Raw genomic sequence first — 25,819 nt, 5'->3', positions numbered from 1 at the left:
GATGAACTACGGGGATGATCGGACCGGCATGCGCATTCGGGGGAATCGCGCGCGCTCGTTCTGGACGGGGACGATGCTGATCCTGGGGCTCTTCGCAGCCCCCGAGGTCGTCAGCGCCGCAGATGCGCCGGTCGGCGACCAGGCGCCGATGCAGGCACCGGATCTCGATGTGGCATCGGTCGCGACGATCGCGCCGGCGAGGACGCGCTTCCTGTCGCTCGGCGTCGGCAAATCCGCCGTCATCGACCTGCCGCGCGAGGTCAAGGACGTGCTGGTGGCCGATCCCAAGATTGCCAATGCGGTGATCCGCTCGGCCCAACGCGCCTATATCATCGGCGCACAGGTCGGCCAGACCAACGTCGTGTTCTTCGGCGCCGACGGCCAGCAGGTCGCCGCCTATGACATCGCGGTGAAGCGCGACCTCAACGGCATGCGTGCGGCGCTGCGTCAGTCGCTGCCGGGCGTGCAGATCGAAGGCGTCGGCGACAGCGTGATGCTGACCGGCTCGGTGTCGAGCCCGGTCGAGGCCCAGCAGGCCGGCGACGTCGCCGCGAAGCTGGTCGGCAACTCTGAGAAGGTCGTCAACAACATCGTCGTGCGCGGGCCGCGACCAGGTGATGCTCAAGGTCGTCGTCGGCGAAGTGCGCCGCGATATCGTCAAGCAGCTGGGCGTCGATCTCAGCGCCAGCCTGAACGCCGGCACCGCGGTCGTGAACTTCAACAATTCCAACCCGTTCTCGGTCAGCGGCGGACCGATCGTCAGCAACAACGGATTAGGCGTTGCCGGCCTCACCAAGGGCGTCGCGACCGTCAGCGCCACGATGCGCGCGATGGAAAGCGCCGGTGTCATGCGCACGCTCGCCGAACCGAGCCTGACCGCGATCTCCGGCGAATCCGCCACCTTCATCGCCGGCGGCGAATTCCCGATTCCGTCAGGCTATGCCTGCGATCCGGTCACCCACGTCTGTACCACCCAGATCACCTACAAGAAGTTCGGCATCTCCCTGAACTTCACCCCGGTCGTGCTCAGCGAGGGCCGAATCAGCCTGCGCGTGATGACTGAGGTGTCCGAGCTGTCGAGCCAGAGCGCCATCACGGTCACCCAGGCGCTGTCCTCGTCCTCGACCAACTCGATCACCATCCCCTCGATCCAGACCCGACGCGCCGAAACGACGCTGGAAATTCCCTCGGGCGGCTCGATGGCGATGGCCGGCCTGATCCAGCAGCAGACCAAACAGGCGATCAACGGCCTGCCCGGCGTCGACCAGGTGCCGATCCTCGGCGCGCTGTTCCGCAGCCAGGACTTCGTCAACAACGAGACCGAGCTGATGGTGATCGTGACGCCCTATGTGGTGCGCGCGGTGGCCCAGAAGGAATTGTCGCGGCCCGACGACGGCTTCGCGCCGGCGTCTGACGCCCAGACGGCGCTGCTCGGCCGCATGAACCGTCTCTATGGCATCGCGCGCCGCGTCGATCCGATCGCGGGCACGCCCGACGATTTCGGTTTCATCATCGACTGATGACGAACGGACGGCTTGGGGAACGAGGCGAGGGACGGGCAAGAGGGCAAGAGGGGATGAAGCGATGACGAAAACCATGGCCGATCGACGTCGCAAGTTGAGCGTCGCGCTGGCACTGACGGGACTCTCCGTCATGCTGGGCGCCTGCAACACCACCGGCGAGATCGTCACCCAGACGGTGCCGACCGACTATCGCCAGCGTCACCCGATCGCGGTGCAGGAAGCCAAGAAGTCGATCGTGATCTTCGTCGGCAAGGCTCGCGGCGGCCTCTCGGCCGCACAGCGCTCGGACGTCACCGGCGTTGCCCGGGACTGGGGCCGCGAAGGCACGGGCTCGGTAGTCGTCGATGTCCCCGTCGACGCCGCGAATTCGCGCGCGGCGGCAGCGACCTATCACGAAATTCGTTCCGTGCTCGCATCCGGCGGCGTACCCTCCCGTGCGATCGTCCAGCATCCTTATCGGCCCGAGGATCCCGGACTGCTGCCCACCATCCGCCTGAGCTATTCGCGGATCGCCGCGGTCGCCGGCCCCTGCGGGCTGTGGCCCGAAGACGTTGGCCCCAACATCCTCGATCCCGGCTACAACGAGAACCGGCCCTACTTCAATCTGGGCTGCGCCACCCAGCGCAATCTCGCGGCGATGATCGACAATCCGGCCGACCTCGAGCAGCCGCGGTCCGAGACGCCGGTCTATACCGCACGGCGCGACATCGCCTTCGAGCGCTATCGCAAGGGCACGCCGATCGCAACCGCCAATCCAGAGGCCGACAAGGCCAAACTCAGCGACACAGGCAGATGACAAGCGTCCACGACGAAGAAGCGGACGATCCGCAGCACCCCGAGGAACACATTGCGCCGGTTCCTCGCATCTCCGTGCAGGCCTTTTGCGAGACCGCGCAGACGCTCGCCGCGATGACCGCGGCGGGGCAGGATCGCCGTCTTGCCAAGGCACATCTCACCGCCAAGGACGGTGGCCTCGCCGCGGCCATCGAAGTCTATGAAACGATGCCGACGCCGAACGTCATCGTGATCGAATCCGACGGCACGCGTGACATCCTCGAAGGGCTCGACGACCTCGCCGGCGTCTGCGATCCCGGCACCCGTGTGGTCGTGATCGGCAATCCCAACGACACCGCGCCCTATCGCGAGCTGGTGCGCCGCGGCGTCAACGACTATGTGGTGGGACCGGTCGAAACGCTCGACGTCGTTCGCTCGATCTGCAGCCTGTTCTCGGCGTCCGAAACCATCATCACCGGCCGCGTCATCGCGGTGGTCGGCGCCAAGGGTGGCGTCGGCGCCTCCACCGTCGCGCACAATGTGGCCTGGACCATCGCCCGCGATCTCGCGCTCGACTCCGTCGTGATCGATCTCGACCTTGCCTTCGGCACCGCGGGTCTCGACTACAACCAGGACCCGATGCAGGGCATCGCCAACGCGGTGCTGTCGCAGGACCGGCCGGACACGGCGCTGATGGAGCGCCTGCTCGCCAAATGCACCGAGCGGCTTAGCCTGCTCGCCGCGCCCGTAACGCTCGACCGCGTCTACGATTTCGGCGCGGAGGCTTTCGACGCGGTGTTCGACACGCTGCGCATGACCACGCCGTGCATCGTGCTCGACGTTCCCCATCAATGGTCGGGCTGGACGCGGCGTGCGCTGGTCAACGCGGACGACATCGTGATCGTGGCCGAGCCCGATCTTGCGAACCTGCGCAACACCAAGAACATGCTGAACGTGTTGAAGGCGGCGCGGCCGAACGACCGGCCGCCGCTCTACTGCATCAACCAGGTCGGCATGCCGAAGCGGGCGGAGATCGAGGTCAAGGCATTCGCCAAGACCATGGAGAGCCAGCCGATCGCGGTGATCCCGTTCGATTCGAAGCTGTTCTCCACCGCGGCCAACAACGGCCAGATGATTGCGGAGGTCTCCAAAAGCCACCGCACCACCGAGCTGTTCCAGAACATGGCGAACCGCCTCGCCGGGCGCGGCGAGGTGAAGAAGCCGAAGCGCTCGCTGCTCGGACCGCTCCTGAAGAAGCTGAAGGGCAGGTCGGGGCGCGGGTCGGCCCCGCATCGCAAGGCATCGTAAGCGCAGGCGCGCTTTCGCGCGAAGTGGATACCGGTTCGCGTCAAGCAAACGCGGCAAGACCAGGCAGTCGGCGGGTTACTTGTCCGCCCGCTGCTGCTTCTTCGCCAGCAACTGCCGCAGCGCCGTGACCTTTTCCGCCGCCTGATCCGGCGGCAGATCGGCCTTCACGATGGTTTCGGCTTCGGCCTGCTTTCCTTCCAGCCCCACCACCAGCGCGAGGTTGGCGCGCACGCGGGAATCGGCGGGGTTGCGCGAATTCGCGCGGCGCAGCGTCTCCTCGGCCCTCGGCAGGTTGTTCTGGAGCATGTAGGACAGTCCGAGATTGGACAGCACCGACGGCTCTTCGGGCACGATCTTCAAGGCGGTGGCGTAATATTGCTGCGCCTCCTCGCTGCGGCCGAGCTGATCGAGCGCGGCGCCCTGCGCCGACAGGATGCGCCAGTCTGGATCTTCAGGCGAATGCGCGCGACCGAGGACGTCGAACGCCTGCTGGAAATTGCCGCTGTCGGCGAGCGCGCGGCCATAGCCGGCGAGCACCGCCTTGTTGGTGGAATGCGCGAGCACGGCCTGCTCCAGCACCGCAAGCGCCTGCGCGCGCTGGCCGGTCTGGCGCAGCGCCTTGCCGTATTCGAGTGCGACGTTGGGATCGCCAGGCTTGGCGCGATAGCGCTCACGCAGCGCGTCCATGTCCGGCTTCACGTCCGGCTTGGCGTCGAGCCTGCCGGCCGTTTCCGACTTTCCGCCGAGGGCGCCGGTGATGTCCTCGATGCCTGTGGTCTGACAGCCGCCGAGGGCTAGGATCAGAAGCGCGGAAAACAGAAATCTCGCCGGAGGAGAGGCAACGGACAAACGCTTGGACATACTCTGATCACTCGGCGACTGATCAGAGATGCTTACCGATTAACGCTAAAGTCCCGTTAAGGAAGCGCGCTTCTGTCTATTGTTTGAGCATGATCTTTTCGGAAAACCGCTTCACACTTTTCCGGATCATGCTCGCCTAGTCCGTGAATTCAGCGCCGAACTCGCAGCCGATGCGCCAGCGCAGGCGGCACTGGCGGGAATAGTCGGGCGCGAAGATGATGGTGAATTGCGGCGGCACTTCCAGAAACTCGGCCACCACTTTCACGCCGCCATCCGAAATATCCGTGATCGTGCAATCCCTCGGCAGCGAGCCCGAGCCAAAGTGAATCTTGGCGAGCCGAGTGCAACCCCGACGTTCGCTTCTCCGGCGATTTGCAAGCATTTGAATTGTTCACCCGTTAGACCACGGCCCATCCCGTAGCCTTAGGAGTAGCGGACATTCGTTGGAATGTGCTGAGGAGAGCCGCGCGCATTCGAGGCGTAGTGTCCTGGTCGTGTTTACGGTTGGTTAGGGCCTTCGAGCTCCCCTCAACCTGTTCCCGTATTGTTCTTGCAAGACCCGCCCCGCTCTGCTACCCCTAATTGTGCAAGAGGGCAGGCTGGTTCGGGCATGGTTCAGCGGGTTTCTACCGTCGCCTTTGAGGGGATCGAGGCCCGCGCGGTCGACGTGCAGGTGCAGGTCGCGCCGGGTCTGCCGGCCTTCGCGATCGTAGGTCTCCCGGACAAGGCGGTGTCGGAGGCCCGCGAGCGGGTCCGCTCGGCGCTGATCGCCTCGGGCCTGGCGCTGCCGGCGCGGCGGATCACCGTCAATCTCGCGCCCGCCGATCTGCCCAAGGAGGGCAGCCATTACGACCTGCCGATCGCGCTCGGGCTGATGGGGGCGATCGGCGCGATCCCCCCTGATGCGCTGACCGGCTTCACCGTTCTGGGCGAGCTCGGCCTCGACGGATCGATCGCGCCGGTGGCCGGTGTTCTTCCCGCCGCGATCGGCGCCAATGTGCGCGAGGAGGGACTGATCTGTCCGGCGGCTTGCGGCTCCGAAGCGGCGTGGGCGAGCCCGGACATCCAGATCATCGCCGCAAGTTCACTCATTCAGATCGCCAACCACTTCAAAGGGACGCAGGTGCTGTCGCGGCCGGTGCCGAAGGTGCACGAAGCCGCCGCCTCGCTGCTCGACCTGCGCGACATCAAGGGCCAGGAGAGCGCCAAGCGGGCGCTGGAGATCGCGGCCGCCGGCGGGCATCACCTGCTTAAGTGATGTCCTTTTGATTATTGATCAATTGGCCACCTCTTCTTGATGTGAAGTCCAGTAAGCTTCGAATTGGACAGGTAAGCTAAATCAGCACACACAAAATTGGATAGGTTGGAAGATGGATGCCGGCGATGAACCCACTCCGGGGAGCTCTAACTCGCTAGTCGAAGGAGTTGCGAGGACTCTCGCCGATTTCAAATCCCTTGCAGCGTGTAGCGGTGGAGTAGTCCGTGTCGAGCGCGTGCGGTTGGAGTTAGATGAGAGCGATTTAGAAGACGCAAGCCTTGTCAACCTTTTCAAGGAGGCTGGGCTGTCTCCTGGTAGGCCTGAGCATTGGCGATGATTGCTGGAGACCTTTGCGCACTACTATTACGCAAAGAAAGGCCGACCGCCGAAACTGAGCGAAGCTGACAAAATCGACCTTATACGTGACGCCTATTGTGTAGCGCGAGAGGCAGAGTCACTAGGGCAGCAAGTTTCACTGGCGAGCATTTGCGACAATCTCGTCGATGGTCCTAAAAATTATCGCGTCCCAGCGCAATATCGAGATCCTCAGGGATCTTTACATCCGAAAACCCTGCAGAATCGACTGCATGCTGCTCTCTCATTTTGGGAGCAAAACAAGGATTTGCCTGACACTAGGCGGGACTACGAATTCATTCTTCATGTTTACGCCGAGATTTCGATGATGGCCGGTTATCTAAACTCTCTGGGTTGAACATAGGTACAATAGTATTGCATAGCGTATTAGGTTCCATCTCAGCTTGATAGCTCCTCCTCCACGCCTCGCAATTCTGCCGGGTGACAGGAGGTTTACTTGAAACGCAAAACGCATTCGAACGGCGCGCAAGCTGGGCAACTGGCGGACGACGTGACCCAATCCAACGTGATCAATTTAGACGAGCGGAGGCCTAGGAAATGTGCGCTCCAGATTGCGCAGCCTGCGCCCAACATTGTCGAGATCATTCGCCTCCAGTGCACCGATGCGAAGATGGAAGTCGCCAGGCGCTTTCGTCTTTATCCCGTGAAGTGAAGGGGGCGTCACATGTCGACGACGGACAAACCGACCGAAACTGCCGCCAGGATCGAACAGCCTGAGCTCAGCTCAGGAGCAACTGGCTTCTTCGACGATCTTGAAGCGCTCAAGCTCTCGCAAGAGGAGATGGGGATTCAAGGTGCGAACGAGATTCTCACGCGCATTCCGGTCCGGAAGCCGCAAAAGCACGAATATTTTCGCGTTCGTCCCGGCGACGAGAACTGCTTCACGGCAGTGCTCTACGAGGATCGCGAAACGCGAGAGCATTATTTCGTGGCGCCGAAGATGCTCCCGCTCCTGCGTGCGGTGACCGACGTTTCAGTCGCAACGCTGGTCCCGTTCATCACGAAGCAAAAGATGGTTGGCATCTTCCCGCTCAAGCTCGCGAGCGATGCCACCGCGCAAGGCGGTTGGCAGACCACGGCTATGACGGCGGCCCACTTGGCAAAAACCAAATGGATCCGCATTCAGGCCGACATGGCTTTGTCAGGATACAGAATCTATGAGGCAGAGGGGCAGCTTGGGGACCCCAAGTGGCCGGCGGAGCCGTTCAATGAGCTTCTGGACCTTGCGTTTAAGGACCGTGTGATCTCGAGCCAGGACCACCCGATGTTCAACAAGATCCTCGGCCGGATCTAGAACACTAAAGGGCGGCGGCCAAACCCGCCGTCCTCTCCCTACTCGATAAATTGGTGATACCGATCATGTCCATCTTGGCTGGGCAGCTGGACGCGTTCGCTCGCGTGTCGCTCGTCGATTTTGAATTTCGTGCGCTGAACGGCAGCCGTCCCGACGTGGTGTGCATGGTTGTCCGGGATTACCGCTCTGGCGAAGTGCGGCGGTACTGGCGTGACGAGATTGCAAATCTCCGCGGGTGCCCGTTCCCGGTTGGTCCGACAGACGCCATGGTAGCTTTCTACGCCTCCGCCGAGTTGGGCTGCATGCTCGAACTTGGTTGGCGACTGCCTTCTTCCGTAATTGACCTGTTTGCTGAGCATCGTGTCCAGACCAACGGTCTGCAGCTGCCGGCGGGAAACGGTCTGCTGGGCGCCCTTGCCTGGCGAGGTCTAGCGCGCATCGACGTCGCCGCGAAAGACGCAATGCGAGACAAAGTTCTATACCAATCGTCATGGTCGGAAATTGAGCAGGCCGAGATCCTTGCCTATTGCGAGTCGGATGTGGATGCCCTCGCAAGCCTGCTCAATGCAGTGTCACCGAACTTGGACCTGCCTCGTGCCCTGCTTCGGGGCCGATACATGGCCGCGATAGCGAAAATGGAGCGCACAGGTATCCCGATCGATACTGAACTCCGTCAGAGTTTTGTCGAAGGTTGGCGACGCGCTCGCGCGGAGCTGGTCAAGACCGTCGATGCTGACTACGGCGTTTATGATGGCCTAAGGTTTAAGCGCGGTCGGTTCGATGAGTGGCTGCGCGCTCACGGTATCCCCTGGCCGCGCACCGATGCTGGCTTTCTGAGACTCGACGACGAAACCTTCAAGGAGCAGGCCTCGGTCTGGCCCGTACTGAAGCAGCTGCGCGAGCTCAGGCAGGCTCTGACCAGCATGCACTTGCCCGACCTTCCGGTCGGTCCAGACGGCCGCAATCGTACTCTCTTGGCTCCGTTTGCCTCCAAGACCGGCCGCAATCAACCTTCGGCCAAACGCTTCGCGTTTGGGCTAGCCGCATGGCAACGCGGCATTATCCGACCGCCCGAAGGTTGGGCGTTGGCCTATGTCGACTTTTCTTCCCAAGAAATCGGCATTGCGGCAGGTTTGTCTGGCGACGTCGGTTTGATCGATGCCTACGAGAGCGGCGACCCTTATCTCGCATTCGGCAAGCAGGCGGGGTTTTGTGCCGGCTGGGGCCACCCGTGAGTCTCATGCCCGACTTCGCGACGTCTGCAAGACCGTCGTGCTTGGGCTTAACTATGGGCTTGGAGCGGAAAGGATGGCCTACCAGGCGGGCATTGCTCCTGTCCATGCAACTGAGCTTATTCAACGTCACCGCATTGCGTACCCTCGCTATTGGCGCTGGAGCGAAGATATTGTTACGTCCGCACTGCTCACCAACGAGATGACGTCACTTTTCGGATGGCGTCGCACGATTGGCGCTCTCGATCGCCCGACCTCGCTGATGAACTTCCCGATGCAAGCGAATGGGGCCGAGATGATGCGGACTGCCGCCATAGCCGCCACAGAGGCTGGAATCGCGGTTTGCGCTCCTGTCCATGACGCATTCCTGATTGCAGCGCCGATTGAGCAGCTCGATCACGACGTCGAACGGATGCGCCAACTGATGGCTATGGCCGGACGCGTCGTAACAGGGGGTATCAACATTCGTACTGATGCGAAGGTCGTCCGATATCCGCACCGGTACATGGATGAGCGCGGCGCCGATATGTGGAATCGAGTGGTTCGGCTGATTGATCGACCCGATGCAGTCTACGCACTCCCGTCCGTCGCATAGAAGCGAAACCAGCTTCGCAGAAGAGCGACCCCGTCACCTCTAATCTGAGTCTACTAATGCCTTCATCAATGATCCACGAGGTTGAGGTTCAAACCGAGATCAGCCGCCAGAGAGAGCGCCGTATGCAAGCTCGTTTTCTGAAAGGCCCGATCCCTATGGACGACCTCTCGAAGGCGGCACGGCTTCCCGGCCAGGCGCTTGCGCTTTATTTGGCCGTTCGCCATCGATGCGACATTTCGCGTTCTGCCGCAGTGACGCTGCCGGCACCGCTTCTTCGTCAATTGGGGATCAACAAGGATGGAAAGTCGCGCGCCATTAGGGCTCTAAGCACGGCTGGCCTGATCATCGTGGAGCAGAGGAGCGGACGATCGGCTCGGATCACGCTTGCAGTCGCGCACGGGTAGTCAGGATCCTTACCATGACACAAGAGAAAGAGTTTGAGCGTGCACTGCTTGAACGGACTCGTATAGCCACGCAGCTCACCGGGCATTCATTTTCCCGGTTGATCGAGCTTATCAAGGCGGTTGGCGGAGTGGCTGCTGCACGCGGTTTAATCGCACCCACTGCAAGCAACATCGGAAGATTTCCAGTTGGCATGCGGGTCCTCGCTCGAGCCGGCCTGCTGCACCTCTCAGTGGAGCAAGCTGTGATCGATTTCGGCGAGGCCGGTAAGATCTTCAGCCCGGAGGAGGTGCGAGAAGCGAGGCAGCGCCTAGAGATGGCTCGGATGGTACTCAACAGGAGCAAGAAGTGATCTCTCTCCTACATCGGAGCAAGACGGCATCGGCGCCATTAACCAAATAGTCAAGTCGCCTTAATCCAGGCCAAATGTGGTCTAGGCTCGGCGCCTCGGTGTGGGGACATCGCTGTGATCAGGTTCGCCATACTTGGTTTGGTTTGTGTAGGCGGTGTCGGAGTTATTGCTGCCACCTCCAAGTCTGCTCCGGTGCCGACACCTTCGGTCGTCTATCCTGCTGTGGCCGGCAATAAGGCTGATCGGCTGTCGTTGGTCAACATGCAGGACATCCAGCCGGCGGTGGAGCAGGTTGCCCTCGCCTACACGACACCTTCCGAACCTCCGGCATCGGCTCAGCCTCAGCCAAAGGAGGTAGCCAAGCCGAAGGCTCCGGAATTCATCCCTCGCCACTGGCACGATCCAACTGACACCCGAGCCAGTGTGAAGAAGCTGAAATCCGAGCTATCGAGAAACACCTCTCGTAACAGCACCACCGCCAAGGTAGCTGAGTCACAGGACTGTCGAGCCGGTAGCGTTGGGTCTCTTTTGCGCAAGCTCCGTCTGGCTTCCTCCTGCAATCGGTGAAGCTGCCTCGCAGTTGCGCGTGGGTGCGGCGAAGGCCGTGTGTTCATACTATTCCGACGGCCCGCCGAGGCATGCGATGGTGCTCTACGCTCGGAACGACAAGATTAACTTTTCGTGGCGTTCAGCTCAGACCATAGCTGACCTCGCTACCTGCGAGGCCGGCTCTGCCAAGAGCCGATGTTCACCGCGATGGCAAGACGTCAGCCTGTCTCGTGAAGACGTTAAAGCTGCGCACCAATGCCTTGTTGCGGTAAATCTGCGTAGTCGTGAGACGGGTTTCAAATCGTCTGTTTGACGCTACGACACTCACTATTCTGGTTACGTGAGTGGGAGGCAGCAACAGATATGCCACGAACGCTTTCTTTGACGTGTCGAGGTTACCCAGCACGGGGCGATCATAAGTGACCGGTTGTCCGTCCTCAGGAGCCCTCTCGCACTCTCGCAAGCGACCATGATCGTCAAACTTCGACCAGATTGGCGGTTGTGGGCAAGCAACGTAGCGAACGCTTCTGGCGTGGCTTGAGAAGGTAGTCAGTCGTCCATCCGAAATCGGATCAAGTCTACGCCGATTATGACGGCCCAGAACGACATCGCCGATGGTATCGCTTCTGTGTTTTAGATCGCGAGGATGGTCCGGCTGTCGTTGGCGGAAGGACCACTAACGGTCAATACGAGTGGTGGCGAGCTGGTGTTCGACATCGGGACGATGGTCCTGCAGTTATCCATAGCCACATGGACGTCGGTCCGGTCTCGAGGCCGATGCGTACTGCCTCCGGTGCGTTCGACCTCACATAAACTGAAATTGCCTCAGGATCGGAATCGGCCCGCTCGCACGACCAATCCTGCCTGACCCACAATGCAGATTGATGTCTGCTTCAACGACACGTCCAATCTGACATAGTATTCCATTGTCGCTCTCCATCGTTGCAAGGCAAAATGAGGCTGGCCGTATACGTTCCTGGAGAGCTGATTCCCTTGCCTTTGTCGCTCGATCCAAGAGTTACCCCATATTGCAAAAGCATTTTGAAGTGCATTCGCTACGTTCAACTTCTTTTGCGTCCGTTGCTTGCAATGCGAGGTCTTAGCTGCGTTCCGCTTTCTGCCAGTACTCGAACTCTCGAGATCAAGACGGGCTCCTTATCTGGTTTTATAAACAATGATTATGTTATCAAGGATGAAGTCATCGGGAATGAGGCTAGGCGGAGGACCCGGGTGATCGCGTGATTCGATATGCAGTACGTTCCCTGTCGCTCTTAGTTGGTGATGGGATTCGACAAGCAGCGTATGGCTGGTCCAAGCGGGTGTCGTTATGTTCCCTTCCGTTCGGGTAGGACCGATCGGTAACCCACCAAACACGCCGACTCCATTGATTTCGAAGACGTTCCGCGGGTAGGACACGCCCATTGCTTGAAACTCCATGAAGGCAGTTTGACTTGTATCGACGTTCGGACAATCGAACGAGTAGTCCTTTGCTTGTCCCACGAATGCAGCCTGGGGTTCGACTTGCGTTAAACTGCTTATATTTCTGCCAAATCGTTGTCGTGAGAAAAGGATGACGGTGAAGTTGACTGGCATGACGTTTTTCCTCGCGGATGCCGTGGTACTTGTTGAAAAAGGCGTGGCAGGCATCGCTGGCGGACGATGCTATTCCCAATCGGGTTTCGTACGTAGCTCCGGCTGCTGGCACAGAGCAGTGAGCTGAATTGCCGGTGCGGCTTAGCTGGCTTTTTCCACGCGTTTCTCGGAAAATGGTCGGCTGCGGCGCGCTGGCCATCGCAACGCAAAGGCGACTATCCTGCTAACGAAAACCAAAGCAAGCCAGCGCCATAGGAATCCGTGTTCCAGATAGCGGAGTGCGACACAGTATCAGCAGTGGAGATCCTCCATCACGGAATTCCTGGTGCGCGCTCTACCGTCCCAGGCAAGAGCCAACCTAATGATTCCCACCAAACAGCAGTTGATCTAGCGACAGCGTACCCTCCAATGGCGATTGCGGGGTTATCCAGTACTCCAGCGCCGACGAAGCGCTCAATCGTCAGATTCTGCACCTGGTTCTCATAAGCGCTCTGAATCATGAGTCGGACCCCTCCTAGTTTGTCGCTCATAATGTGCCCTGCTTCCCAAATGTCGGGGTGCTCGATGAGATTGGCATGAGCCCTGCTGCTAAGCGTTTTAAACTGGCCACTCTCATCGAGAAGGAACCGGAGCGGATTATTTGCATCACTTTGTATGCCAGCGAGAACCTGACGTCTGAATTGTTGCCGGGTGCCGACGCCAACAAGTGCGTCGGCTACACCTCCCGCAGCCGCCTCGTCCGCGACCCCGGATTCCACGGCAGTCTGGAGACCACGCGCAGCCGCGCCTTTCCCTATCCCTACCCATGATGCAATCGGCCCCGCAAGAAAATCCCCCGGCTGGAACCAAGTTGCCGCATTTCCTTCGCTCCTTCCGATTAGCGAAATCGATTTTCCTTGGCGATCGTAAATATCGTAGATATTCGACTGGAACATCGCATATCCGAGAAGAGCGCCCGAGAATTTATCGAGGACGACGCGATAGTATGGTCCCCAACGATAGCCCCGTTCCGGCGGCCTGCCCGAGTGAAATTGCTTGCGCAGCTGCTGTTCAAATTCCGTGAGTGGATAAGCCGTCTCAACGGCCTTTGTGCAGTCGTGATCGGCATTGCAAGCCCACTTCATCTCAATGTAAGGCTCGACGTTTTCGCTCGGCACCGGGGATAGAACTGACTTGGCCAGGGCGCCAACTGCCGCCAACCCGCTAGCAACCGTTCCGCCCTGGTCGGCAACTGGTTGGGCTCCGCTCTGGTCGATGAACTTCACGGGGTTATTCGCGGCAAAAGCGTACGGGTTGGCACTGGCCGCGGTTCTTGTCTGCATAAGCGGATCACGCTGGAGGAACCTGCCGATGCGGGGGTCGAGTACGCGCTGGCCAAGTGCAACAAGACTAAAGCCGTCCAGGACGTGCCCGCCATTCCATTGGTATGACCAGCGCGTTAGCGAGTTTGGAGCGCCCGAATCTGTGATGACGCTGCCGTACGGGGAATATGAGATGGTTTCAGTGAGTTTCGCGTCGGAATCGATGACAGCCCGGGTGCCCTGATAATCCTCAATCGGATAAAGTATGGCAGGCGTCCCCCTGTTTGGACGTCGCACCACGGCAAGCGTACCGATCGGGGATACGATTCGCCGCTCGATGAAATTTTGAAACGTCACACCTGGATCACCAATTTCGACTGGGTTCCCAGCATCATCGAAGAAGCTGACCAGCGCACTCGCGCCGCCGTAGATCCGCTCGCGTCGCTCGACACTGCTGCTTACCGTACTCACTGATGAGATTGCACCAAAGGGGTCGTAGCGTAGTTGAATTGACCGACCGCTTTGTTGAGCCGATCGCAAGCGCCCAGCGGAGTCATAGTTGAAGAGCGCCGCCACATCGTGAATCTGCCAAACGTTACCGCTCGCGTCGTAGCGGTACTGGCACGGCGTCGCCGGTCCGCTCGGTGGCCCAACGGTACAAATGCGATCGGGGTCGACGGCATCAGGTCTGATCTCAATAGTTGCTGAAGCAATATTATCGACCACGGTGCGAAGATTCCCGAGCCCGTCGTAGGTGTAGCCGGTATCGGCAACGGGCCCGGAGGAGCTCTGCGCAACGGCCCGCGCAAGGGCGTTGCGCGCGTCGTATTGGTAGGTGGTGGTGAGGGGCAGTGAGTTCGTCAGTGAATCCATTTCCGTCTTTTTTTTCAGCAGCATCGCACCGTCATAGCCATCAAAGAGGACTTCTCGGCTGCGTGTTCCAACCTCGATGCGCGTCGATTGTAACTCGCGCCGATGGTCAGGCCGGTATACGTGCTGTTCTACCGAACCATTGCCAAGTTTAGCCTTTAAGACCCGCCCGAACACGTCGGTCCCTAGCGCGCGCCAGATTTCCGTCGCGCCAGTGCCATCGTCGAAATCGACCGCCCTCAAACGCCGAGCGCTGTCGTACTCATAACCAATCCGTTCAGGCGAATGACCGGTGTCCGGCAGCAGCAAATCGAGACTCTCGGTTTGTCCTGAAGGCCCAATATTCGCCCGTTGCGCATGATAGGCTGCTTCTTCACCATCAGAGCGGCTGATCGTCGTAAGCCTTCCAAGTGGGTCGTATCCCAGAAAAACGGAAATTCCCGAGGTTCGCGCGTAAGAGAGTTGTCCCAGGAGGTAATTTGTATCCAGGTGCTGCGGTCGCCCCGAGCTAATGTCGTAGAAATACTCCTTAGCAGTGGTCGGTTGTGGCTCGCCGTTCGTCGTCTCCACGCTGCCCAGAAGGCGCGCTAGCCCGTCATAGTGGAAGCTCACTCCGCGTTGTACGGCCACGATGCCTGTACTGTCGGTCCAGTCCACTGCTGCGACTCTGCCCCAGGCGTCATAGGTGTACGCGCGAACTAGGCCAGCGGGTTCAGTCCTGGCAATCACTGCCCCTGCCGAATCACGCCTGAAGGACCAAGTTGCCGCTCCAGTACCACCCTGTGGATCGGCCCAACGCCTGATCGACGAGACGGCGCCCAAGCGGTTGTAATTGTACTCCAACAATTCAAGGAGCGACCCATTGTGCGACCGAGACCTATGTAGGACGTTCCCCGTAGCGGAAACAGCTTCTTCGTCATAAGCACCGGATTGCGGCTTACCAGGTCCAAGCTCGTTCGGTCCCTGCGTGCGTACGATCAGTTGTCCATTCTGATATGAATATGCCATGCAGGTCGGATAGCGATCGAGCGTTTCGTCTGTGGTCGTCGCGGTCTGCAGGCCAAGGCCATCGATGAAGCAATTGGGACGACCATCTGCACGATACATGAACGTTGTTCCATAGCGCGGACCAAAGATCGTGCTTTGGAATGGATTCGCCGCGAAGGAGGGGCGTCCCAAGTCGTCGTAAGTCACGGAATTGACGATCAGTGACTGCCCGTTGTAGTCCGGCCCTAGGTCGACAATGCCATGCATTCGACGGCCCAGCTCGTCCAGCACCTCGGTGTACGTGGTGACGGTCGCCGGATCGGCCGTGCCTCCGGATAGTTCGTCAGTCCAGCTGTTATAGAAGCGATGGCGGACTTCCCGCCCGCCCGGTGCGCCATCGAAGCGAAGAAATGCCGTCTCAAGCAGCACATAATTCTTGTTATCGCCCGGCAGACTTAAACTCACCCGAGTCAACCGGCCGAAGCGATCGAAAGTGTTATGCGTCGCCCTTCCGTTCGGGTCGACCGTCGTCAGTGGCAGCAGCGTGTTGGGATCGCGAATTGTTTGCGCGACAAGTGGCTGAGCCAAACCACTTGCAGTCGTCTCCGTGCGCACCGGTTTGATGCCAAAGAAGTCGTAAGTGAGAGTCGTGGTCGACGTCGCGCCGTCAGGACGTGTGCGCGTCATTCGCACTGGGTTGCCGAATACATCGCGTTCAAGCGTGCCAGATGGTATCTGCCCAAGAAGTTCGGCTGTGTCGGCATCGTGCCGTTCCACTATTTTGGCGCTTGGCAGGCCGCTTGCAATCAACCCTTCCGATAGTCCGTCATAGGAGAAGCGGTATCCCGCCAGAATCTGCGCCCTGTTAGCGCAATCATAAGCACGTACCGTGTGCTGAGCGTCCAAGATGAGCGGCGCCCCTGCCGCCGGGGTGGCGTAGCTGATGTCGATGCAATAATCGTCATCTGTTCGCGCGCGGTCGCCTTCCATCTTAATCTTGGTCGGACGGGCGTATCCATCCACAGCGCTGATTTGCGTGCGAGTGGCCAACGACTGGGCGGATGGATAGGGTTGATCTCCCTCCCAAGTAGTTCGTTCGGCCACATAAGGAGTTACTGATCGGCGACAAAGCGACAAGTCACCAAATGTTCCCGGCGTTTGCAGGGGTGGTGTTTGATAGCACTCCTCTTCGAGCGGAACGAGAATGGGTACGCTTCCTGGTAGCGGCTGGGTGCGCCAGGTGACGTGCTGATTGCCGACGGCGGAGGAAAGCGCAATGTCGACGAGGAGAACCCTGGGATCGTTTGACAAGAATCCGGTGACGATGCTGACGTCCTGAACACGGCCGGCCAATGCCAGCCGGTCGACATCCGCAGCGAGCTGGGTCGTAGCCAGTCCGTCGAAAATGCGTGCAGTCCCTGTTACATAGCCTGGACTGGCAGCCGGTTGCCCGATCAGCTCTACGCGCCGACGATATCCATTAAAGACCCAGCGCCCGAGCAGTGGATGATACATGAGTTCGGGCGAGCCGTAGGCGTAGCGCACTGGTGCTAATGGATTGCCTAGGCCGCGCTCCGTTGTTTGTTCGACCTGCGCTACGACTATTTGCGGGAAAGGAACGTTCTGTGGCGTGACCGAGTCTGACTTGGCCGAGCCGTAGGTGATGCGCGTCACGCTGCCGAATCGATTATCGATCCCGATCACCTGGCCGGCGGCGTGGGCTCCCAGTTGTCCCGCTGCGTCAACTATCTTGGCGATGTGCACGTTCATTGGCCGGACTGCGCGGATAAGCTCTAGGCGGCCATCGCCATCGATGTCGAGAAGACTCGCAACTACGCTCGAAGAAGTGCCATCACACCTTTCGCGGGAGACATGCAACGCAAAAGGCACGTCGGTGGGTGCTCGAATCGCTCTGGGCGCCGCGAAGCCGACGCTCGTGCCGGCCATGAACCACCATCGCTGTTGCCCGTCGCGGTCCGCCGCCGTCAAGGCCGGATGTGACAATACCGTCCCATTCACCAGTGCACCACGAGTGCCAAAGTAAATGTAGTCGGCAATGCCATCTCCGGTAATATCGAGGAGAGCAGATAACTTCTCGATCTGATAGCCTCGGTCGCCAACTACATTGGTGCAGACAGCGGTTACCGGATCTCTGATCAATCCGACAGGGCCGGGCAACGCAATCGCTCGCTTGGCCTCGTGTTGCGCGTAATCCGCAGGCATTTGGTTCTCGGGCAGGCGAATATCATGAGCTTGGGCCAACCCTGACGATACGATCGCCCGAATACCGACCCCGTCATCAATCACGTAGTCGATGAGACCATCGCCGTTTGCTTCCATGAACCCGCATTTTAACTGCCTTAGCCCGCCGCCGATCCAATCCAAACGCTCTACCCCGCACGCACCGTCCGCGCGTAGTGTGACGGCCGGCCCGTTCCAAAGATTCTGCGTATCGGCTCCGCTTCCGGCCATCATGGGACCGGTGTGATAAATCACCATCAGGCTGTTTCCAGCAGGACGGTCTTGCCTGATCACATCATTGCAGTTGCCCGCCGCATCGCACCGCCGTTCGTCCCAGGCAGTCACGCCCAACCGGTCAAACACGAAATCTGGGAATCCATCCCCGTTTACGTCCAGCAGCTTCCATTGAGTGATGACTGCGCTCTCGATCATGGTGGTGCTGTCGAAAACCCCTACCTGGTGTGTTCGCGCTAGGGGCAATGGCTTGGAACGCTCGTCCGTACTCGCGATGAGCGACAGCGAGAAGTTCTGCTGGATCACAGCGCGCAAGGCCGAGATATCGACCTGGCGCTCGAGCCACACGATGTCGGATGGCTGACCACTTGGGCCCGGCGTATTGATCAGGATCTTCCAGTAATCCGGATCGCGGTCGCCGGAAGAATTGCGACCCTCGGTAGTGATGACGATGTCGGGTCGACCGTCGCCGTTGAAGTCGATGACCTGCTGATATGTATTGTTGAGCGTGGGGACAACCGGCAGGTTGAAACCGAGATCAGGGGTGCCGATGTTATAAGGAGCGGCCGGAGCATTTGGAAGGTTGACGGGTGATTGCAGCGTGCTGTAGTCATTTCCCGCAGGTGATGGGCGATTGATTGCCAGGACCGGGTTGTTGCCGCTCGCATTGAGAGTTAGAAAATCGGACCGGCCGTCGCCATTGAAGTCCTGAAAAACGCGCACGAGGCCGTAGAGAGTGCCTCCGCCGGCTCCGTAGCTCGCGGTGAAGCCGTCGTTAGGTCCTGCAGGCGCAGCAGGAAGGACTAATTGCTCCGTTGCTGCATAATGCAGCTCGCTTGAAACTAGAGGATTGTCCCAGGGGGGGCGAATTATTCTAGCAGCAGGCGGCGCATTCTGTGGCTGGCTCGGGGCCAACGGACTTCCGTATCGGTAAGCAACGACCGGAACCGCTGTTGCGAGATCAGCGCCGGGATCGTTGGCGCCGAACATATCGACCTTAGCGAGGCGCGGCTGTCCGGTAAGCTCGTCGGGTGCATAAGCGATTCGATACGTGCGTTCGGTGATTTCATGGGGGAGCCCCAACGGTGCTGATGCTGCGCAAAGCCAGTCGGCATTCGAGCGAATCTTGACATCGCGCAAAATTTGAGTGCGGGGACGTGGACGTCCCGCCTGGATATCCAGACCGATCAGGCCGGGGTAGGTAACTGGATAATTCAGCGACTGCCATTTTGTGTAGTCGAGCTCGATGCGATACTTGGGACATGCCTTGGATGCATCGTGCGAAAAACTGATCTCCCGCAGCACCAGTTCTCGCATCGAGAGTTGACTCTGACTATATGGATACTTCACCGGGTCCGGAGAGAATTTGTCATAGACCTCGTAACGGAAATCCACGCGGTTATTTCCGCTTGCATCTTCGATGCGTACCAAGGGGAAGAAATCATCATCATAGAGTGCCGGCAATTTCCGGAAGACCCACACTCGTCCGCTCGCGTCGCGACCGTGAAAAGCTGATGTGGCAAATGTGAGCTCGAAGTAGCCGCGGCCGAAAGTCTGATATACGCCAGGCGTATTGGTAGACGACATCAGCATCGGACCATTGCCGATATCAACAAATACGCGCTCGGCCGTCGCTGGATCAGTTTGGCCCTGGAAGCGGTGCAGAGGCTTTCGGCGGGATAGATTGCGTTGCCAAGTCACTCCTGCGATCGGAACATCCCACCCCAGTCCAGCAGCGCCGACACGGTTCGATCCGGTATATGAGACCGCAAATGGCAAAGGCAGCCCGCCCCGCGGGGAAGGAAATACGAGCGGCAATGAAACTGCCAGATTTCCCCGAGGTCCAACTGATGCCGAAGCACCAAAAGTGCCACCGCCTAGCGGTGTGAACGTCCGGTCTCCCGGTGGTTCGGCGGCACGTGCGATGGCGAGAGATTGTAAAGTCGCTAGTACGACGATAAGCGCGGCTTCGAGATACCGAAGCATGTGCCCCTCCCATCGCGAAAAAACTCTCAATGAGTTCAACGCCTATAGAGAGAGCGGTTCTTCGCTCGCTGAGAACGTACCACGTTCGACGGTGATTGGCATCAGCAAAGTCACTCGCAGTAGGATTTACCTCTCGGTCCGCGAAATGCGTAGTTCCCTACCCATCCACCCGAAGCTCCGGCCCGTTTTAGGTCAGCGAATTCGCTGTTAGGTAATGACTATCGTAAGCCATTGATCTGGCTCGGCGACGAGAAACGCAGTGCTGGAGCGACAGGATTTTTCAAACAGCACCTTCACTGCGTGGACGGAACTCGAGCTAAACAGGCTGCTCCCATCAATTGATGGCGCTGGATCTATTAGCTGTTCTTGGATCGCAGTTAGCTATTAAAGCGCCTCCACGCGAGACGCCTTCTAGACGTTAATCGAACGATCGGTTGCCTGAGAGGAGACTTCACTCAGCAATCAGTTGGCAATTTGCCCAATCTATAGAGTCGAACAGCGAACGCTTCTGGCGCCGTTTGAGGAGGTAATCTGTCCAGCCTTCGTCTGGCTGGTCTTGGATATCGGTCTGCCGATACCCGAACTCTGTCTTCGTCCATTCCTCACGCACCACGACCTCGAATTGGCCGAAGGTGCAATGGTATGGGCGGTCAATGATGCAGTGATAGTGCAACCGATCGTCCGCGCTTGTTTCGAGCACCACGATCATCAGCAGGTGCTTGCCGTGGCGCTTGGCTGCACTACCCAGGAGGCAGTGCTCAAGTCTGTTCCGGAAGTGCCTGAAGTTCTCGGACGCGATTATGTCATCAGTCGAACGCCCACCGGAGCGCTTCTTCATCGTAAGTGTCACGGCGGCCGGTGCCCGGACAGGGCATCGAACCTATTAGGCGAGCCATCTCTGCTCGACAGGCCTGTTCGGCTATGCCCATCAGTATCGAATCGGCGGCCAACGTTCAGACTTACGTAATCTGCACAACGTGCGTAGGAGAAAGTGGCGGGCCTTGTCGCTGAGAATGAGAACTGCACTGGCTGGGCCTGTCAGGCGGATTTTTTGCTCGCCGAGTGATGTCAGGCCACCAAGTCGGATTCGATACTTTCCTGTCGTGCGGCGAGCATACAGGGCTCTCCTCAGGTCCATCAGCTCTTCATAACTCTGGGGCTTATTGAGTTGCAGCCATTCGAGAACGTCAGTCGGCAGCGAGTCGGGATAGCGCTGGCGATACGACTTGCGGCGTTCTGGCGGGGCTGGTTGTGCGGTCAGCGGTGGAGAGGGCGAGCGTTCCAACTCATCCCAAAGCGATCTGGACTTGATCTTCCGGCTCTCTTCTGGAGGCATTGAACTGCTGCAGGTCACGAGAGTTCTCCACGATCACGGAGGTCGTTCTCGTATTGCTTCCGTTGCTCTTCGGTGTAGACGCGGGCTGGTCCTGCCGCTCCGTACGTCCCGCCTCCTAAGCCGCACTCATGTTGCAGTTTATTGCCGCCATACCGGTTAGTTGCCATCCCCCGAAGGTGCGAGGGATAGTTGCCAATAAGGCGCTCTTCGATGTTTGTGGAATTTGGAAGGCTCGATGCTGGATCGTGCCAGCGTGTTGGCTTGTGCGCCATGATATCTCCGTTCGTTGCGAATGGGATGCAGCTTTGAGCCGCATACGGAGATATTTAGGATCCATCTCCCGGGGGCCTTCCAGGTTGGGAGCGATATTGTCGAGGATTGATTTGAGGCTGTAGCGTGACTTTGCGGACACCATGAGTTTTGATAAGCCGAAATTTCCGCTTGCGCCGTCGGGTAAACCAGAGGTTCATAGCCTATACAATTCGCTGATTGGAAATGCCGTCGGTAAACCGACAACTCCACAGCGTGCTCAAATTTGGCCGAATGCAAGACCGGCCGTAAGGCTGCGCGATGCCTACGAGATTCTATCTCGCTCCTGAGGTCAAAGGAAGTTCCGGCGGGCTAAGTCTGTCAAGCTAGACGGATGGCGATCCGTACTTGATGCACTCAGCGAAAGGCCTTCCGCCAAGTGCGACACTTTAGCTCACTTGTCTATATATATAACCTCTTGGCGCGATCCGCACGCAGAAGTAGCATTAGCACGTGCATCCGATCCGCTATGAGGAGTTTAGGATGCTTGTTCTTACAACATCAGATCTCAAAGCGATTCCATCTCGTCGAAGCGTGCAAGACGCGCGAGACTTCGAGCGCCATCGCTTGCGCGAATATCGAGTTCTACATCGATTTGCTCGACGCAGACTTTAATTGCGTCCTTGGTTTGCTCGAATGGGCTCGAAGGTGGTCACGTGTAAAGACGTGCAGTTCATCTGCGCGTTTGCGCCAGTATCTACGTTAATCAAGGAAAGGATTTAGACCCATCGTATTTTCCTTGTAGCACTTCGCGGTTGTTCGGCACTTAGGCCGAAGAGCCGTCTACGCCTTATGTATTGAGCTATACGAAGATGATGATCTCAAAGTGTGATATCCAGACAGATCGACATCAAGCCGATTTTGATATTGCGACTCCACGCGAAGGCCGTGTGTCCGTTCGTCGCATTCGACGAGCACAACACGACTTACGCCCATTTTTCAAGTGAACTCGGAGAAATATCGGAGCGATAGCACCAACATGTGTAAGGGGCATTGAAAAATGAATATTTCAAAACCCACTGCTGAAGTCACTCGGGTCAAATGGCGCTCGTATGATCGGGCAAGTCAAATCGAAAGGGAGGTGGGTGAATGGATCGTCTCGCTGTATCCACAATTCCACGAACCTGGTGATGAGTTACGGGCCTCATTCAGCAGGCAATACCTGTTTGCTGGAGACAGCTCGCTTCAGTTCCTAGTCATTATTCCGGACCAGTTGGTCGGCCTCGGCTTGCTGCATTTTTACATCATCTATCAAGAAGGCTCAGATAACGCGCAGGTAATTGGAGAAAACTTTATTCCAGCGCGACTTCTTTATCTACACACGAATTGGGTAGTGAATGAAGCACGCGTGCTGTCGAGTGTGTCGGATGACGTGTGGTATGGATACATCTACAACGGGCACGGAGAGTATCTCGTCAACATTCCTGGTCGCGAGCTTCCAGTGTCGCCTTCGGACATTCGTGTCAAAATGATCGCGGATACTCGAACACCAATCGCATTCCGCCGAAAATACGGAGAGATGCGAGACTTTGAACGGTACGCATTGGAGGCCGTATTGAAAGTGATCAATTACGATGAAGACGAAATCCGGTCTCTTAGAGTGAGCGCACAGTATCTCTCCAAGTTGGAGATCTTCAGTCAGCCCGACGTTATATTCAAGATACAGTCTCGAGGAGGAGACCGCCCACCTAGGACCTACCACGAACTGGCGTTGACACTAGAAGATGGCACTTACATGTATGGAGGATGGTCCGTCGGACATCCTGAAGATAATCAGGCCCTGTTCATTTCTAAGTCTGACTACTTCAATGGCTACTATGGTCTATTGCACGAAGTCGGGCCTACGGAAGACATTCCAGGGCCAAGAGCAATCAAATACGTGTTCAATGGTGAATGGTACCAAGGCCTGCGTACAGGTGAGCCCGAAGACGTCACTGTTCGATGGCAGCAGCGCAAGCCAATGGAAGCTGATCTAAATGCTAGTGATGACCGCCGGTAGGAGGCCCCAAGGCCGCGCGTATTAATTACCATTTTGAGCCTCAATTTGCTCGACAAGCCAAACCTGCTCTTAAGCGTCAGTGGTAAGTCCTACGAAGCGGCCGCAGCATCGACGCAGTTTGAAAAAAAAACGGAGGATTCGCTTGCTCCTCTAGAAGCTGCGTTTTTCGTACAAGTTGGCGCTCATGTAGCCGTGTGAATGGTGCCAAGTAGAACTTTAGAACGTCGCGATGCAGGAATGTGCCCCGGACAAGATTGAGTAAGTCGTCTCTATTTGTGAGAGATAGCTCGCTCCATCGTCTGTCGTACTCGAAAACGCATACCGCTCTTGTCAAGAATATTTGCGATCGCAAACGATCTGGCCCTATGAGTTGGGCTCCTCGCCCTGATAGCGGAAGCATCATAGATCCCAGTATGGAGGTTTATCGTGCCTGGCTCCGTGGAGACTGATCAAGTCGTACGACTTGCCGGCCAGTCGAGAAAGTTAATGAGCGAATTGGCTTCTGAGTTGAGGGCGGCCGGCATCGCATTATCTGCGGTACATTGGTCGGGCACCCGTCTGGGTCGACACTGGCAACATCTCGGCGGGGCCCGAGTGGTTCCTTATGAGGCTCAGGTTGGAAGCCGCACGCTTACAGTTGATGGGGTACTTCGATTTTTCGACGAAAGCGGAAATTACATTGCGATAAGTGACCCGAAGGTGCACGAGCTGGCTATGTACATTGCAGAAGATAAGCCGTCCTGGAAGTGGGCTCGATATCGTCGGAAAAAAAAGAAAAGCGGGAAGTCAATATAGTCGCGGTAGGCCCTGCAGTGCTCGCGGAAGCGCAACTACAAGTCCGAAACCCGCATGCAGCAGAAGGGGCAGGATTGTCAATCGGCTCTCAAGTTTGATCCCACGCAGTTCGAGGAGCAACACGTCCGGCCCATGGTCAAATCAGCGGGCCTGATCCCTGTCCGGCTCAAGGGGCTCACTCCAGCTTTGGTTTAGCGCGCGTGGATCGAAAGGAGGCACCTATGGTGCGGTTTTTCAGATTTCTCTGTATCGCCATTTCTTGCGTTGCAGTAGGCGCCGTCTCAGTAGAGGCGAGATCAAAAGGAAACTCAAACCGAACAGGGTGCAACTTCGTCGATTTAGAAGTGCAGACGGACTGCCTAATAGCAGAGTCGCTGCAGCGCCGTGATTTAGCGACCCTTCAGCGTTATCGCAATTTGCCGTATGCAAATCCGAAGCGGTTGATGGTATCGTCGAATTGCCGAAAACAAAGCTACTTCGGCTGCGCTTTATTCTACGGCGCAGTTGAAGCGTTCCCAGCCATTAGCGCTGCCGGCGGCGACCCCAACATTTACGACGCAAGCCAACAAACAATTTTGCTGTCTCTCGTTGCCAAATCACGTGAACCAAGTAAGGCAGCCCAACTTGAGAGCGCTGTAGATATTTTGATTGCCAGCGGGTTGAACGCGAACACTGTTGAGACTAACGCCCGTTATACCCCATCGACCACTTTGGCTGCCGTCATAGAATTCTGCCAACCGTATGATCGCGCAATGTTTGCTCGCGTGCTGCAAAAATTAGTAACGAGAGCCGGAGCTCAACCATTTGCAAGGTCCGCGCGAGGGGGAATGAGCATTCCTCATCAGGCCACGCGTGTAAGTTTTCCATGCGTAACCGACGCGCTGGATGCGATCGGTTTTGCCTCAATGTCAAAAGCCGGCCTTCAATTAACTTGGATTATACACCGATGATTTTGGTGCAAACATAGTAGACGCTGCAATGTCGTCAGTAGAACGAGGAAGGCGGCCTCCTTACGATCGGATGTGTTTGATCGCGGGTGAGAATTTGAAGTCTTGGAATGTGGCCAGATATTTGCCTCGAAGGATCAGGCAATCGCAGCCGATTTCGCGATTAATCAGGGAAGATTGGGTAGTTGGATTGAATGCGCGTGGGGCCGCATCTACGCGAAAATGTTGTAGCAATCTTGGCTTCGTTGGAGGCACCGATGTTTAGGATATCGATCGCTCTGTTGCTCGCTTCATTCGTTTACGTTTCTCCGTCCGTCGGCAGAGGGACAGTTATGGAGGACATTGAAGACGCTGGGATTTATTGCTCTATAGACGGCGTTCGGGGCTTCTACGATCTTGCTGTAAAGAGGTGCAAAGGCAAGACCTACTGCACGATGGCCGCGACAATGGTTGCGACGAGACAGGAGTTGATTCAAAAGAAGTGTACTGGCTTTTTCGTGGCGCCCGTTTGTCGGGGAACACCGGTGAATGTCGAAAGCCGTTATGACGTGTTCAAAACGCTACGGGTCTCTTGCAAGAGGTGATTTCTCTACTTGGCTATTTGGGCAAATGCGAGGCCTACGTTGACACGTCGGCTTAGAATCCGACCGGGAATGGATCGTTTTGAGCGCGACGAGCTCACCCTGTCTCCCGAACAG

16 protein-coding genes and 2 pseudogenes are annotated in these 25,819 nt (G+C 57.9%); 13 read left to right on the top strand and 5 right to left on the bottom strand.

All coding sequences use genetic code 11. The annotated features are described in order from the left end of the window. Position 1 precedes the first annotated feature (1 nt). From ACVWYI_RS03165 to ACVWYI_RS03155, 3 genes and pseudogenes are all read left to right on the top strand, one after another. Positions 2-1,520: pseudogene (locus tag ACVWYI_RS03165) on the top strand (type II and III secretion system protein family protein). Between the two features lie 64 nt (positions 1,521-1,584). Next, positions 1,585-2,319 (top strand): CpaD family pilus assembly protein, encoded by a 735-nt coding sequence (locus tag ACVWYI_RS03160; protein ID WP_456661209.1) that lies wholly within the window; start codon positions 1,585-1,587, stop codon positions 2,317-2,319. Then, on the top strand, positions 2,316-3,605 hold the full coding sequence (locus ACVWYI_RS03155; protein WP_247352619.1) for an AAA family ATPase: 1,290 nt from the start codon (positions 2,316-2,318) through the stop codon (positions 3,603-3,605). The genes ACVWYI_RS03160 and ACVWYI_RS03155 overlap by 4 nt, the downstream gene beginning before the upstream one ends. A 75-nt stretch (positions 3,606-3,680) precedes the next feature. Here ACVWYI_RS03155 and ACVWYI_RS03150 read toward each other — a convergent pair whose 3' ends face one another. Both ACVWYI_RS03150 and ACVWYI_RS03145 read right to left on the bottom strand, forming a co-directional pair. Continuing rightward, the gene (locus tag ACVWYI_RS03150) at positions 3,681-4,466 is read right to left on the bottom strand and encodes a tetratricopeptide repeat protein (protein ID WP_354048489.1); all 786 of its coding nucleotides are present in this window, start codon (positions 4,464-4,466) and stop codon (positions 3,681-3,683) included. A gap of 136 nt (positions 4,467-4,602) precedes the next feature. Further along, entirely contained in the window at positions 4,603-4,848 is a 246-nt protein-coding gene (locus tag ACVWYI_RS03145) for a PilZ domain-containing protein (RefSeq protein ID WP_247352615.1), read from the bottom strand. A 228-nt stretch (positions 4,849-5,076) separates the two neighbouring features. On the opposite strand from ACVWYI_RS03145, the pseudogene ACVWYI_RS03140 reads away from it, so the two are divergent. The 8 genes and pseudogenes from ACVWYI_RS03140 to ACVWYI_RS03105 all read left to right on the top strand — a co-directional run. Continuing rightward, a pseudogene (locus tag ACVWYI_RS03140) lies at positions 5,077-5,718 on the top strand (magnesium chelatase domain-containing protein); the annotation flags it as partial. Between the two features lie 817 nt (positions 5,719-6,535). After that, the gene (locus ACVWYI_RS03135; protein WP_456661208.1) at positions 6,536-6,751 is read left to right on the top strand and encodes a hypothetical protein; all 216 of its coding nucleotides are present in this window, start codon (positions 6,536-6,538) and stop codon (positions 6,749-6,751) included. Positions 6,752-6,763: 12 nt separating this feature from the next. Continuing rightward, complete coding sequence (locus tag ACVWYI_RS03130) at positions 6,764-7,393, top strand: hypothetical protein (RefSeq protein WP_456661207.1); 630 nt, start codon at positions 6,764-6,766, stop codon at positions 7,391-7,393. 65 nt (positions 7,394-7,458) lie between these two features. Beyond that, on the top strand, positions 7,459-8,628 hold the full coding sequence (locus ACVWYI_RS03125) for a hypothetical protein (RefSeq protein WP_456661206.1): 1,170 nt from the start codon (positions 7,459-7,461) through the stop codon (positions 8,626-8,628). After that, on the top strand, positions 8,552-9,220 hold the full coding sequence (locus tag ACVWYI_RS03120) for a DNA polymerase (protein WP_456661205.1): 669 nt from the start codon (positions 8,552-8,554) through the stop codon (positions 9,218-9,220). The genes ACVWYI_RS03125 and ACVWYI_RS03120 overlap by 77 nt, the downstream gene beginning before the upstream one ends. Before the next feature lie 68 nt (positions 9,221-9,288). Next, positions 9,289-9,624, top strand: coding sequence for a hypothetical protein (locus ACVWYI_RS03115; protein ID WP_456661204.1), 336 nt, complete (start codon positions 9,289-9,291; stop codon positions 9,622-9,624). A gap of 14 nt (positions 9,625-9,638) precedes the next feature. Beyond that, on the top strand, positions 9,639-9,974 hold the full coding sequence (locus ACVWYI_RS03110) for a hypothetical protein (RefSeq protein WP_456661203.1): 336 nt from the start codon (positions 9,639-9,641) through the stop codon (positions 9,972-9,974). Between the two features lie 114 nt (positions 9,975-10,088). Continuing rightward, positions 10,089-10,541, top strand: a complete 453-nt coding sequence (locus tag ACVWYI_RS03105) for a hypothetical protein (RefSeq protein WP_456661202.1) — start codon at positions 10,089-10,091, stop codon at positions 10,539-10,541. Positions 10,542-12,427: 1,886 nt separating this feature from the next. Here ACVWYI_RS03105 and ACVWYI_RS03100 read toward each other — a convergent pair. The 3 genes from ACVWYI_RS03100 to ACVWYI_RS03090 all read right to left on the bottom strand — a co-directional run bounded on the left by ACVWYI_RS03100 (position 12,428) and on the right by ACVWYI_RS03090 (position 21,089). Beyond that, positions 12,428-19,735, bottom strand: a complete 7,308-nt coding sequence (locus ACVWYI_RS03100; RefSeq protein WP_456661201.1) for a polymorphic toxin type 5 domain-containing protein — start codon at positions 19,733-19,735, stop codon at positions 12,428-12,430. A gap of 451 nt (positions 19,736-20,186) precedes the next feature. Further along, complete coding sequence (locus ACVWYI_RS03095; RefSeq protein WP_456661200.1) at positions 20,187-20,585, bottom strand: rolling circle replication-associated protein; 399 nt, start codon at positions 20,583-20,585, stop codon at positions 20,187-20,189. A gap of 78 nt (positions 20,586-20,663) precedes the next feature. Continuing rightward, the gene (locus ACVWYI_RS03090; protein WP_456661199.1) at positions 20,664-21,089 is read right to left on the bottom strand and encodes a hypothetical protein; all 426 of its coding nucleotides are present in this window, start codon (positions 21,087-21,089) and stop codon (positions 20,664-20,666) included. A 1,291-nt stretch (positions 21,090-22,380) separates the two neighbouring features. Between ACVWYI_RS03090 and ACVWYI_RS03085 the strand changes: the two genes are divergently transcribed. Together ACVWYI_RS03085 and ACVWYI_RS03080 are read left to right on the top strand one after the other, a co-directional pair. Continuing rightward, the gene (locus ACVWYI_RS03085; protein ID WP_456661198.1) at positions 22,381-23,379 is read left to right on the top strand and encodes a hypothetical protein; all 999 of its coding nucleotides are present in this window, start codon (positions 22,381-22,383) and stop codon (positions 23,377-23,379) included. Positions 23,380-24,395: 1,016 nt separating this feature from the next. Next, a complete protein-coding gene (locus ACVWYI_RS03080) occupies positions 24,396-25,124 on the top strand; it encodes a hypothetical protein (RefSeq protein WP_456661197.1) in 729 nt (242 codons plus the stop codon). Positions 25,125-25,819: the final 695 nt, after the last annotated feature.

The organism is Bradyrhizobium sp. LB13.1, from assembly GCF_054056815.1.
Note: the sequence above shows the minus strand (reverse complement) of the source record. Positions and strands in the feature narration are given on the sequence as shown.